The 14,162-nt window shown below is 34.1% G+C and carries 6 protein-coding genes; all 6 read left to right on the top strand.

The features are described from left to right. Positions 1 to 52 precede the first annotated feature (52 nt). The 6 genes from ACHRV0_RS08325 to ACHRV0_RS08300 all read left to right on the top strand — a co-directional run bounded on the left by ACHRV0_RS08325 (position 53) and on the right by ACHRV0_RS08300 (position 14,106). A complete protein-coding gene (locus ACHRV0_RS08325) occupies positions 53 to 3,148 on the top strand; it encodes a DUF5107 domain-containing protein (protein ID WP_395440487.1) in 3,096 nt (1,031 codons plus the stop codon). A gap of 21 nt (positions 3,149 to 3,169) precedes the next feature. Further along, positions 3,170 to 5,353: a M1 family aminopeptidase gene (locus tag ACHRV0_RS08320; protein ID WP_395440486.1), complete on the top strand. Its 2,184-nt coding sequence runs from the start codon at positions 3,170 to 3,172 to the stop codon at positions 5,351 to 5,353. 84 nt (positions 5,354 to 5,437) lie between these two features. Next, a complete protein-coding gene (locus tag ACHRV0_RS08315; RefSeq protein WP_395440485.1) occupies positions 5,438 to 7,297 on the top strand; it encodes a hypothetical protein in 1,860 nt (619 codons plus the stop codon). 180 nt (positions 7,298 to 7,477) lie between these two features. Then, positions 7,478 to 8,518 carry a substrate-binding domain-containing protein gene (locus tag ACHRV0_RS08310; protein ID WP_395440484.1) on the top strand — a complete coding sequence of 347 codons (1,041 nt, stop codon included), beginning with the start codon at positions 7,478 to 7,480 and terminating at the stop codon, positions 8,516 to 8,518. 797 nt (positions 8,519 to 9,315) lie between these two features. After that, a complete protein-coding gene (locus tag ACHRV0_RS08305) occupies positions 9,316 to 12,399 on the top strand; it encodes a SusC/RagA family TonB-linked outer membrane protein (protein ID WP_395440483.1) in 3,084 nt (1,027 codons plus the stop codon). Between the two features lie 9 nt (positions 12,400 to 12,408). After that, positions 12,409 to 14,106: a RagB/SusD family nutrient uptake outer membrane protein gene (locus ACHRV0_RS08300; protein ID WP_395440482.1), complete on the top strand. Its 1,698-nt coding sequence runs from the start codon at positions 12,409 to 12,411 to the stop codon at positions 14,104 to 14,106. Positions 14,107 to 14,162 lie beyond the last annotated feature (56 nt).

Raw genomic sequence — 14,162 nt, 5'->3', positions numbered from 1 at the left:
AACTCAACAACGTTACTGTTAAAACAACTAACCATAATAAATAGCTCTCCACATGAAACTAAGGCCATTTTTATCGATTTTACTTTTTGGAAGCCTGTTTGTCAATGCACAAAATAAACCAACTATAAAGGAATACAAAAAGGTGTTTACAACCTATCCTTTTTCCGATCCAGATCCAATTCCTAAACCAGATACAAAAGTTTATCCGTACTATCGTTTCGATGGTTTTACTGATAAGCCTGTACAAAAGGAATGGAAAGTTGTTGAACTTGAAAACGATTATATTAAACTGACGATTCTGCCGGAAGTAGGCGGAAAAGTTTGGTCGGCAATAGAAAAATCGACTGGAAAAGATATTGTTTACAACAACCATGTTATCAAGTTTAGAGATATTGCGATGCGCGGTCCGTGGACAAGCGGTGGTGTTGAAGGCAATTATGGGATCATCGGACACACTCCAAATTGTGCAACTCCTGTAGATTACACCACCATAACTAGAGAAGACGGCAGTGTAAGCTGCATTATAGGTGTTTTAGATTTACTAACCCGCACCTCATGGAAATTAGATATAAACTTACCTAGAGACAAAGCTTATTTTACCACTAATTCATTTTGGTTTAATTCGACCGAGTCAGAACAGCCTTATTATACTTGGATGAATACTGGTATAAAAGCAGCAGGAAATTTACAGTTTATATTTCCAGGTCAAAGCTACATTGGTCATAATGGGGAACATAACGAATGGCCAATCGATAAACAAAACGGCAAAGATCTATCGTATTATAAAAACAATGATTTTGGCGGTTACAAATCGTATCATGTTTTTGGGAAATACAATGATTTCTTTGGAGGCTATTACCATGATGAAGATTTTGGAATGGGAAGATATGGTAATTATGATGACAAACCCGGCAAAAAAATCTGGATTTGGGGACTGTCGCAGCAGGGAATGATTTGGGAAAAACTGCTTACAGATACTGATGGTCAATATGTAGAAGTGCAAAGCGGCAGATTATTCAATCAAGCAAGCGAAGGCAGTAACTTAACTCCTTTTAAGCAGCGTTCTTTTGCGCCGTATCAAACAGATTCTTGGACAGAATATTGGTTTCCTGTAAAACAGACGAAAGGTTTTGTAAAAGCAAATAATTATGGCGCCGTAAACGTAAAAAATGAAAACGGCTGGTTGAAAATCTACTTCTCTCCGCTTCAAAAATTAAATGAAAAATTGGAAGTTTTTGACAATGAAAAAAAAATCTATTCCAAAAATATTTCAGTTAACACCTTACAAGTATTCAAAGATTCTATTCAAGTTGCGGTTGATCAAAATAAATTAAGAGTAACAATTGGAGACAATAAACTGGTTTGGAATTCGACACCAGAAGACGGCAATTTAAACCGTCCTTTAGAAGTTCCAAAAGATTTTGACAACAATTCAATTTACGGATTATATCTGCAAGGTAAAAACTATATCAGTTTTAAAGATTATATAAAAGCTGAAGAAAAATTGAGCGAGTGTCTTAAAAAAGATCCTAACTATGCTCCTGCCCTTTCTGATCTTGCTTTATTGCAAATTCGTAAATTTCAGTATAAAGATGCAATTGCTTCAGCCAGTAAAGCTTTAGCCATAAATACTTACGATCCCGCTGCAAACTATTATTATGCTTTAGCAAATATGCATTTAGGCAACAACATCGATGCAAAAGACGGATTTGATATTGCTGCCGCAAGTGCCGAATACCGAAGTGCTGCTTATACGGCTTTAAGTCAAATTTATTTCAGCGAAAATGAGCTGACAAAAGCCATTGAATATGCAGAAAAAAGCTTGCTGAATAATAAAAATAATCTAGAAGGATTACAGCTTTTAGCCGTTATCTATCGTTTGCAAAACAATAAAGATAAGGCGGTTACCATATTGAATAAAGTAAACAATGTAGATCCGTTAAATCATTTTGCAGGATTTGAAAATTTCCTTTGGGCAAATTCAGATGCCGCAAAAAAACAATTTACTTCATTGATACGAAACGAAATGCCAGAGCAAACTTATCTTGAATTAGGAATCTGGTATCAGCATCTGGGCCGCAAGGACGAAGCCTTAAAAGTTTTCTCGACAGCGGCTCCAAGTGCTGAAATTATCTATTGGAAAGCATTTTTAGAAAACAAAGCCGTTGATTTAAGTAAGATTCAGCCTGGACTTAGTTTTCCATTTCGCCATGAAACCGCTGTTATACTTGAAGATCTTATTCAAAAAAATGACCAATGGCAGTTAAAGTATCATTTGGCTCTAATTGAGTGGAATCGCAATAATCTTTCAAAAGCAAAAGAATTGTTCAATCAATGCGGTTCTAAACCTGCTGATCCTGCTTTTTATGCTGCAAAAGCGTCTTTAATGAAAGACAATCCTGAAGTTGTAACGGCAAGTTTACAGCAAGCCTTAAAACTAGACAATCAAGGATGGAGATACAATAAGTTGTTAGCAGAACATTTCATCACTTTAAAACAATATGACAAAGCACTTGCGATAACAGAACCTTTTTATAAAAAGCATAAAGAGAATTATTTAATGGGAATGTTGTATGCTAAAACCTTGCTTCTCAATAAAAAATACAGCGAAGCAGATGCTTTTTTGACCAAACTAGAAATCCTTCCGTTTGAAGGTGCAACTGCAGGAAGACAATTGTATCATGAAGCTAAATTGATGCAGGCTTTAGCCGAAATAAAAAACAAACAGTACAAAAAAGCACTACAGCTAATTGCTGATGCCAAACTGTTTCCAGAAAATTTAGGTGTTGGAAAACCTTATGACGAAGATATTGACGAAAGGCTTGAAAACTGGCTGGATTATCAATGTTATACCAGTTTAGGCAATACAGATAAAGCTAAAGAATCGTTACAAAAAATTATCTCTTTTACGCCAAAGATCGACAATACTGTTATGAACTTTTTACCTGCCAATCAACTTATTTCAGCTTGGGCTGTCGAAAAAACTTCTTCATCAAAAAAGGCAGAAGAATGGATTCGAAATCAAGCTAAATTATATCCTGAAAACAAAATTGTTCAATGGAGTTTACAAATGTACACTCAAAAACAATCCGATATTTTAACAGCTGATGAAAAGGACGGCGAAGTTAGAATTATAGAAAAGCTTTAAAAAACATATAACTTACACAAAATGAACAAGCTATTTTTAAAATGTACTCTTTTTAGCATTGCTTTATTAGCATGCCAAAACATTCAGGCTCAAAATGCTGAGAAAGATAAAGAGCAATTAGCTATTTACAGAGCAACTCCAATAAAAGTTCACGATCTAGTACACACAAAATTGGAAGTGTCTTTTGATTATGGAAAAAGACATTTGTATGGAAAAGAATGGCTTACTTTAAAACCACATTTCTATGCAACAGATTCGCTTACTTTGGATGCGAAAGGGATGGATTTTAAAGAAATTTCGATCGTCGAAGGAAAGAAAAAAACACCTTTAAGGTACACTTACGACAACGAACAGCTTTTTATTAAACTGGACAGAAAGTATAAAGGTTCTGAAAAATATACCCTTTTTATTGATTATACGGCAAAACCAGCAGAACTGAAAAGTAAAGACGGCGAATCGATTACAAACTCAAACGGATTGTATTTTATTAATCCTGACGGAAAGGGAGATAAACCAACACAAATATGGACTCAAGGCGAGACTGAAGCTTCATCTTGCTGGTTTCCGACAATTGACAAACCAAATCAGAAAACAACTTCTGAAATCGCTATGACAGTTCAGTCAAAATATACCACTTTGTCAAACGGTAAATTAACTTCACAAAAAGTAAATAAAGACGGAACAAGAACGGACACTTGGAAAATGGAACAGCCAAATGCACCTTATTTGTTTATGATGGCTGTTGGTGATTTTAAAATCTATAAAGATTCTTATAATGGTAAAGAAGTCAGCTATTATTTAGAACCAAAATATGCGCCTTATGCCAAACAGATTTTTTATAAAACGCCAGATATGATGAATTTTTACAGTAAAATGCTTGGCGTAGAATATCCTTGGGCAAAATATGCGCAAATTGTTGTGAAAGATTATTTTGGAGGTGCTATGGAAAATACTTCAGCGACCGTTCATGGTGAATATGTTCAAAAAACAGAACGAGAATTATTAGATGATAATCAAGAAAGTACAATTGCTCACGAACTTTTTCATCAATGGTTTGGAGATTATGTAACAGCTGAATCGTGGTCAAACTTAACCATGAACGAATCCTTTGCCACTTTTGGAGAAGTACTTTGGCACGGTCATGATGCCGGACAGGATGCAGAAGACAGATCACGTTATGAAAAACTTCAAAACTATTTTCGTTCTCAAAAAAATGGCAACAGTCCAATTTTAGCACGTTTTCATTACAAAAACGCCGACGATATGTTTGATAATATCAGCTATTCTAAAGGTTCTATTATTTTGTATGCCATGAAAAACCAAATGGGTGATGAAGCATTTTTTAAAGGATTAAACCATTATTTAACAACTAATGCTTATAAATCTGGCGAACCGCATCAGCTGCGTTTATCGATGGAAGAAGTGACTGGAAAAGATTGGCTGCCTTATTTTGATCAATGGTATTATAATGCTGGAAGTCCGATTCTGGATGTGAATTACAAATATGTTAACGGAAAAATCATCATTACTATCACTCAATCTCAAGATAGTGCTGTGCAAACCTTTACATTGCCTTTAAAAGTTGATTTTTATGCAAACGGAACTAAAATAAGAAAGGATATTTTAATTAATAAAAGAGAACAAAGTTTCAGTTTTGACCTTCCTTCAAAACCTGAATTTATAGATTTAGATCCAGATAAAATCTTAGTTGGTGAAGTTAATGTAGATAAAAAAAATGCTTCTGATTATTTGTATCAATACAAAAATGTGCCTTCTTACTACAACCGAATTGAAGCTATAAAATTTGCATCAAAAGATAAAAGCCATGATTCGCAGCTTGTGTTATTAGCAGGTTTAAAAGATCAGCAAGACGATTTACGAACATTAAGCATCAAAGGAATTGATTTAGGTGATCGCGATGTAAAAGATGAGGCTGTTAAAACTTTGCTTGACATTGCAAAAAATGACAAAAAAACAAACGCCAGAGCTGCGGCAATTGTAAAATTGGCTTCAACAGGAGATTCATCTTATAAAGCGCTGATGATTGAGAGTACAAAAAATCAATCTTATAATGTAATTGCTGCTGGAATTTATGGCTTATCAAAATTCTCAACTCAAGAATCAGATCAAGCTTTAAGTACTTTAGATGATGATACAAAAAAACACGTGACACCAATAATTAAGAAATTTAGTAACCAAAAATAGACCTCAATCCTTTATTAAATTAACTCCAATTGCAGATACAATTGAGACATTTAATAACACGGTTTTTGAAATAAAGTAAAAAACATGCATAAACTTTTTCTAACATATGCCTTATTCTCTATAATAACCATTTGTACCGCACAAAATAAAGTCAAAAAAATAAATGTAAAAGACTACGGTATTATTTCTGGCACTAAAGAAAATCTAACCTCAAAAGTCAACAAACTTATTGAAGGATTAGGCAGCGAGCCCGTAGAAATTATTTTCCCGAAAGGGAGATATGATTTTTACCCGGATAGCAATTATTATAAAACTTACTACGAAAGTAATACTTATGATGCAGTTGTTAGAAAATTAGCCATACTTATAAAAGACAAAAAAAATATAACTATAAATGCACAGCAATCCGATTTTGTTTATCATCAACACATGCAGCCCTTTACTTTAGACAATGCCGAAAATATTACGATTAAAAATGTAAATATTGATTGGGATGTTCCTTTGACTTCTGAAGCTGAAGTTATAGAAGCCGATGAAAACCACATTGTTATGAAGATTGATATTATGCAATCTCCATATAAAATTCATGATAAAGGATTAACGTTTGTGGGCGAAAATGCCAATGAAAATTGGGCATTGTCTGGAGGTTCCTGGTTAATTGAATTTGATAAAAACCATATAATTCCTGCAAATACAGGCGATAATGGTTGTGTGAAAGGGGATTTAAAAAATGTAAAATACAGCGAGATTAAACCCGGATTGGTACTAATGCAGGGAAAATTTGCAAAAACTCCCTCAGTTGGAAATTTTCTTATACTAAGACATGGCACGAGAGATCACGCTGGAATGTTTTTATTTCACAGCAAAAACACCAAATTAGAGAATATCAATGTGTATCACACTTCTGGTTTGGGTATTCTATCGCAATACTGCGAAAATATCGAAATGCGAAATGTAAACATGATTCCAAACCCGCATAAAAATCGCTATTTGAGCGGTCACGATGATGGATTGCATTTTATGGGATGCAAAGGAGAAATCGTAATTGACGATTGCGATGCACAGGGTTTAATGGACGATCCTATTAATATTCACGGAACTTATGTGCCAGTGATACAAAAAATTGATGACTATGCTGTAAAATGCAAATTTGGGCAGGATATGTCGCACGGATTATTATGGGCAGTTAAAGGCGATAAAGTAGGTTTTATACAGAAGAAAGAAATGGGAACTTTGGCTTATGGCACGGTTTCAAGTTTTGAACCTTTAGATGTGGATCATTTCATTATTAGATTTAAAGAAAAAATCCCAACTGATATTGATACTGGTTTTGTTTTAGAAAATCTAAGCTGGACTCCTAATGCAACAATTACCAACTGTTTTGTTGGCAGTAATCGAGCTCGAGGATATTTAATCTCAACTCCAGGAAAAGTAATTATCGAAAATAATATTTTTGAAACCAGCGGTTCAGCAATTCTTATTGCAGGAGATGCTAACTATTGGTACGAAAGCGGCGCTGTAAAAGACATTACAATCAAAAACAATGAGTTTAGATATCCTTGTAATTCTTCCTATTATCAATTCTGTGAAGCTATTATTAGTATTTATCCTGAAATTCCACAGCCAAATGCGTCACAGCCATTTCATAAAAACATAAAAATAGAAAACAATAGTTTTAATCCGTCAGACTACCCTATTCTGTATGCTGTATCTGTAGATGGATTAAGCTTTAAAAACAATACTATTAAACGCAGTTTTGCATTTACACCTTGGTATCCTGAAAAGTACAATTTTAGAATCGAGGCTTGTAAAAATGTAGAAATCAGCGGTAACAAAATAGGAAAAGAGGTTTTAGGAAAAAATATTCTTCTAAAAGGAATGAAACGAGAAGAGTTAACCTTAAAAAATACCGAATTGAGTGTTGAAATCGCAAAATCGATTTAAAATTTCATCATCCGTATTTCTAAAAAACAAACCATTCTGTTAACTATAATTTGATACATAGAAAATAGATTTAAATTCTGAAAAATAAAGAATTATCTATTTTCTATGCGTCAAAATTATGATGCACTTTTTAAATTAATTGATAGACAAATAAACGTATCGTTTTTATACAACAATTTTATGGATAGAAAACATACTATTAAGGACATTGCTAAAATGGCAGGGGTTTCAAAAGGAACTGTTGACAGAGTATTGCACAAACGAGGCAAAGTTTCACCGCTTGCCCTCGAAAAAGTAAACGAAGTTTTAAGTGTAATTAATTACGAACCCAATCTTATTGCCCGAAATTTAAAAAACAATAAAGTTTATCATATTTGCATCCTCCTTCCCGATCCAAAAATAGATCCATATTGGCTTCCTTGTCTAAAAGGAATTAAAGAAGCTGCACAGGAATTTAAAGCCTACAATTTACTTATTGAGACTTTTTACTTTAATCCAGAAAAAACAAAATCTTTTTTAAGCATCAATGAAACTATTATCGAGAAATCGCCTGATGCCGTTTTGCTGGCTCCGCTTTTCCATAAAGAAACACTTGATGCAATAAAAAAATATGAATCCTTAAATATTATTGTAAATACGTTTAACAATCAGGTCGAATCGGCAGCTGTCAAAAATTTTGTCGGACAGGATTTGTATCGAAGTGGTCGTGTCGCTGCAAAATTGTTAAGCACAATTCTTGACAAGGGACACATTGCTATTATACACATTGACGAAACCTACAAAAATGCCATTCACATGCAGGAAAAAGAAAGAGGCTTTAAATCCTTTTTCAGTCAAAAAAACAGTTTAGAGTATAAGATTACTACTTTAAAACTAAAAAATCCCAATTTAGAAGTTGCTTTAAAAAACTTCATCAACGAAAATCCTGACTTATCAGGCGTTTTTATAACTACTTCAAAAGCGTATCAAGTTTCTAAGATTATCAGCAAAATTAAAGACAAAAGAATACGCATGATAGGCTATGATTTGGTTGATGAAAACGTAACTAATTTGAATCAAGGAGTAATTGATTTCCTAATTCATCAAAATCAAAAAAGACAAGTTTATTTAGGCATTATATACCTTATAGAGCATTTTCTGTTCCGTAAAGAAACTCCGGCTGTAACATTATTGCCAATCGATATAATTAATTCTGAAAATGCTGATTTCTATCGCGCATAATTTTCAATCAAGCTTTCTTGTTTCTTATTCTATTTTAATTACTTCACGTAACGATTTATTTTAGGATCGACCGATCTAAAATACACTATCCTATTTCAAATTATAAGACTGAAAAATCAGGCTGAAAACACTCAAAAATTCATGCCTGATTTCAGTAAAATTTCAACCCTAAATAAAAAAGAAATCTGGTCATTTTTTAAACTCTAAAATTTAGAAAATACGTGCTGTTCTATCTTTCTAAAAAGCAGCTGACATTCAAACTTTTATTTTTGAATTAACTTCAGTTTCAGATTCTTTTTACCTGTATCAAAAAAACTTAATAATGCAAAAAATCGTATAATTAAAACTCTCAAAAAGTTTATTTTATTAGTAGTCTTTTTGATTCATAATTGCGATATTCTCATAAATACAAACAACTATTTTTTATTTTTTAAATATTAAATATTCAGACTGAAAATCTGACTAAAATAAAGAACTCACCTTGAAAGCAATTTTCTTAAAAATATCGTATCTATTTAAGTCAAAAAAAACAGTTTGCATAATTTTATGTGCTCGAGAACACAAATATCGTGTGTTCGAGCACATTTTTTGTGTTTTTTCTTGGTTAATAAAAATATAATCGATAGTTTCGTCAAATAATAAAGTTTTCGAGCGATTTTTTTCGCCTTTTTTTGATCTATTTAAGTCTCTTTTTAGTCAGTAAAAAACCAAAAAAATAAAGACTAAAAAACTTAAAAAATTAAAATAAAAACGACCAGACAAAAAACACATTTAGTAACCAAAACCAAATCAAGAGTATGAAGAAGGTATTCTCAAAAAAACCTGAAAATTTCAGGTTGCATACTGTACTTGAAAAAACTTTAAAAACAACATTATTATCTCTGTTGTCCTTAAGCTTTCAAATTACAACTGCGGCACCTGCAAAAGAAATTTCGACAAACGACACCAGTTTTCTGGCATTTCAAAAAATTGTAAAAGGTAAAGTTGTAGATGAAAAAGGAATTCCTGTTCCGGGAGTAAATGTTAATATAAAAGGCACTACAAAAGGAGTGCAAACTGATATGGATGGAAGTTTTGCCATCGATGTTCCTAATGACAGCGCTATTTTGGTCTTTACCTTTATGGGAATGCAGGATCAAGAAGTTCCAGCTGGAAACGGTATTCTGAAAATTGTTATGAAAGAAGCCGGACAGCAAATGGACGAAGTTGTTGTAGTAGGATACAGCAAAGTAAAAAAAGAAAGTTTGACAGGTTCTTTGCAAACTTTAAACAATAAAAAAATTGTCGACGTTACGACACCAAATGTTGAAAACATGCTTGCTGGTAAAGCAACTGGTGTTTATGTAAACACTGGAGGCGGACAGCCTGGAGCGCCAGCCAAGATAGTTATTAGAGGTAAAACAACCGTCAATGGAAGTACAGATCCTTTATGGGTGATTGATGGTGTTATCGTGGGGAATAGCTCTGCCAATATGAATCCAGCTGATATTGAAACCTTGACGGTTCTTAAAGATGCCGCTTCTACTGCTGTATATGGATCACAAGGTGCAAATGGTGTAATTGTAGTAACTACAAAAAGTGGAAAAGCAGGTAAACCTGTAATCAATTTTTCTGCAAAAACAGCCATGACAACCTTAAACAACGGAAATTTCAAAATCATGAATGGTGCTGAATTGTATGACTTATACGATTCGTTTGCCAACAAAGAAACTTTTCAAAACGTTTGGTGGTGGAATCCTGAGCTAAGAAACAAAAACTATGATTGGTGGGATAATGCAACCCGTACTGGTATTGCAGAAGACTACAACTTGTCATTCAGCGGCGGAGGAGAAAACTTCAAAAGCTATGTTTCTCTAGGTCTTTATAATGAAACTGGTGCTGTTAAAGGTTATGATTACAAGAAATACAATGGTCTTATGAAGTTTGAGTACAAACCAAGCAGTTGGTTCACACTTCGTCCGCAAGTAAACTTAACTAGAGAAACTACTTACGATCAGCAGCATTCTGTTGGTGCATTATATGGAAATATGCCATGGGACAGCCCGTATTTACCAGACGGTACTTTGGTAGGAAACGCTCCAAACCCGACTTGGGTTAACACTACAGGTTCAAACTACTTGTACGATTTACAATGGAATTATGGAGAATCTGAATTGTATACAGTAAGAACCAATCTTGATTTTGATATTAAATTTACAAACTGGCTGACTTTCGCATCTGTAAATAATTTCATTTTTGGAAATTCAAACTCATCTTATTACACAGATCCAAGATCATCTAATGGTGAAGCTGTAAAAGGAAGAATCGAAGATAATTTTGATACTTATAATAGAATCTACACCAATCAATTATTAAAATTTAATAAATCATTTGGTAACCATTCTATCAATGCTGTTGCAGGTTATGAGTGGAATGAATACAACCGAAAATTCAGCCAAGCAATTGCAACAGGAATTCCTCCTGGAATTGTAGCTCCAGATGCTGCTGCGGTTCCTGAAAAAGTAGCGGGCGGAAGATCACAATGGGCAGTACAATCATTGTTATCAAATGTAAATTACTCTTATGACAATCGTTATTTAGCACAAGTATCTTTCCGTCGTGATGGTGCGTCAAACTTTGGAAAAAATGCACAATATGGTAACTTCTACTCTATTAGTGCAGGATGGAACATTCATAATGAAGCTTTCTTTAATGCAGATTACATCAATAATTTAAAACTTCGAGCTAGTTATGGTTCAGTAGGTAATCGTCCTAATAGCTTATATCCTCACTTACCATTATATTCTTTCTCTAAAAACAGTTATAATGAAAGTCCTGGAGCCTTAATCTCGCAATTAGCAAATCCTGATTTAAGCTGGGAAAAAACGTTTACGGGCGGTGTTGGTCTTGATGTAAGCTTCTTTAAGCGAGTAAACCTTACTTTTGATTATTACAACAAAAACACTTCTGATTTGTTGTACCAAGTACCGCTTCCAGGGGTAATTGGAGTTACCAGTATTTGGAGAAACGTAGGTGCAGTAAACAACAGAGGTTTTGAAGCTTCTCTTAACGTAGACATTATTAAAAATGAAAACTTTAACTGGTCTGTAGATGCCAACATTGGTACTAATAAAAACAAGGTAACAAAACTTTACGGAGACAAACAGGAAATCATTGTGGGTGACGGAAGTGGTGTTGCAGGTTCTGCAAACAAATTATTAAAACCAGGAAATGATGTTGACAGCTGGTACGTAACGGAGTGGGCAGGTGTTAATCCTGAAAACGGAAAACCACAATGGTACACTACTGATGCTGCTGGCGAACGTGTAAAAACGAGCAACTATGGTGAAGCTTCTAAATACAGAAAAGTAATGGGAACTTACACTCCTGACTTTTTTGGAGGATTCTCTACAAGTTTAAGCTATAAGAAATTTGATTTTGCAGCTATTTTCAGTTATTCTGTTGGAGGTCAAATCTACAATTATGCGAGAGCAGAATTTGACTCAGATGGTGCTTATAATGACAGAAACCAAATGAATCTTCACAGTGGATGGAGCCGTTGGGAAAAACCAGGAGATATTGCAACACATCCGCAGGCTCTTTATGACAACAACAGCCAATCAAACAAAGCATCATCACGTTTCTTAGAAACGGGTACATACTTAAAAATGAGAAGCGTCACTTTTGGATACAACATGCCAATAGAAAGCCTTAATATTTCAAATTTAAGATTGTACATCGCTGGAGAGAATTTATTTACCATCAGCCATTATTCTGGAGTAGATCCTGAACTGCCTCCTACATACAATGATGCAACGAAGCAATATTCTATTACAGGTGTAGCAACACAAGTATATCCTTCAACACGCAAAATTGTACTAGGACTTAACGTAACTCTATAAAACAAAATCATGAAAAAAATATTTATATTATGTATGGCAATTAGTTTTCTGTCCTCATGTGAGTTAGACAGAGAACCCTTTAACGCATACACAAAAGACAAAATTGAAGAAGATAAAGTAGCAGCAGTAGCCGTATTATTAAACGGTTGTTACGCACAATTAAAAGGATGGTCTGATGTTATGCATCGTGTTGGAGAATATCCTGGCGACAACATCATGATTAGAGGAACATCTACAGATTCTTTCTACTCTTTTATTTCGTATCAACACATTCCAGATAATGATCGTTTATCTGTTTTTTGGAACAATAGTTATAAGATTATTTCGCAATCAAGTGATTTGATTAAAATGATTACAGAAGGCGAAAGTGCAACTGTAAATCAACAACTAGGTGAAGCTTATTACTTAAGAGGTATGATTTATTTTTACTTATGCCGTACTTATGGAAGACCTTATTCTCAATCGCCTGAAACTAATTTAGGTGTGCCAATTGTAAATGGTTTACCAGCAGATTTAAATAACCTTGTCTTACCAGATAGATCAACGGTAAAAGATACTTATGCACAAGCCATCAGCGATCTAAAAAAAGCAGAATCTTTAATGACGGTTGACAGATCTGCAGCTTATGCAACAAAAGAAGCAGCTCAAGCAATGCTTTCAAGAGTATACTTATATATGAGTGGTACTTATGAAAATCCAAATCAGGATTATGCAACGCAATCTATAGAATATGCTAACAAAGTAATTGCTAGTGGAAAGTACAAATTATTGAGCCGTGAAAGTTTCATGAAATCTAATACTTATGCACCAGATTCTGATGAACAAACCGAAACTATTTTTGCTGTTAAACGTGTAGCATCAGAATTTTCAGGTTACGATCACTATTACGGAATTGGCGGTATGTATGCAAACATTCAAGGTCAAGGATGGGGAGAAATGTATGCAAGTGCAAAATACTTGGATTTATTAAGAAAATCAGGTTTAAAGAAAGATGCTCGTTGGGCTTTTATTGATCCGCAATACGATACAGACGATGCTGGAAATAAAACTCAAGCATTCCGTTTTATCTACGACATTAAAAATACTGCAGGTACTCAAACTGGTTATAACTATATGCAGCAGCCTCTTAAAACAAATTCTAATGGTTCGTATTATATCACAATCGGAAGTACAAATTACAACTTAACCGTAGTAAATGCAGCCGAAAATCAATATTCAATTGTGTACGAAGGAAAAACGTATATAGGAGAAAAGGATTACATGATGTTGTTAAACAGAGTTTATCCTATGTACTATGTTACAAAATGTTCTTTGCAAAACAATGATTCTCACTTATACTCTCCTCCTATTTCAAAATTAGATGAGTTGTATTTGAATATGGCAGAAGCCTATGTTAAAAAAGGAGACTACAACAGTGCATTAACGAACTTAAATATTATTCGCTCACGATCAATCGTTGGCGGCGGCTATAACTCATTAGACAATACAAATGCTGCACAGCGTGTAGACGAAGAACGTCAATTAGAGCTAGCTTTTGAAGCACATCGTGGTTATGATGTATATAGAAACGGACAAACTATGACACGTCACTATCCAGGGCCTCATTTACCAATGGTCGACTGGCCTGCTTCTAGCCCAAGAGTAGTACAATACATTCCGCAGTCAGAAATAAATGCTTACCCAGGAACACTGACTCAAAACCCATAATTGTTTAGAATTGTTTTTGTTTTTGAAGCCTCTCTAATTTGGTTCATTAGAGAGGA

Origin of the sequence: Flavobacterium sp. FlaQc-30 (genome assembly GCF_044005885.1) — a bacterium.
Lineage (GTDB): Bacteria > Bacteroidota > Bacteroidia > Flavobacteriales > Flavobacteriaceae > Flavobacterium.
This window is presented reverse-complemented; position numbering and strand designations above follow the sequence as displayed.

Excerpts from the sequence above, each read along its gene's own strand:
- ACHRV0_RS08310 (WP_395440484.1), top strand. The coding sequence starts at position 7,478 with ATGGATAGAAAACATACTATTAAGGACATTGCTAAAATGGCAGGGGTT.
- ACHRV0_RS08320 (WP_395440486.1), top strand. The coding sequence starts at position 3,170 with ATGAACAAGCTATTTTTAAAATGTACTCTTTTTAGCATTGCTTTATTA.
- ACHRV0_RS08325 (WP_395440487.1), top strand. The coding sequence starts at position 53 with ATGAAACTAAGGCCATTTTTATCGATTTTACTTTTTGGAAGCCTGTTT.
- ACHRV0_RS08300 (WP_395440482.1), top strand. The coding sequence starts at position 12,409 with ATGAAAAAAATATTTATATTATGTATGGCAATTAGTTTTCTGTCCTCA.
- ACHRV0_RS08315 (WP_395440485.1), top strand. The coding sequence starts at position 5,438 with ATGCATAAACTTTTTCTAACATATGCCTTATTCTCTATAATAACCATT.
- ACHRV0_RS08305 (WP_395440483.1), top strand. The coding sequence starts at position 9,316 with ATGAAGAAGGTATTCTCAAAAAAACCTGAAAATTTCAGGTTGCATACT.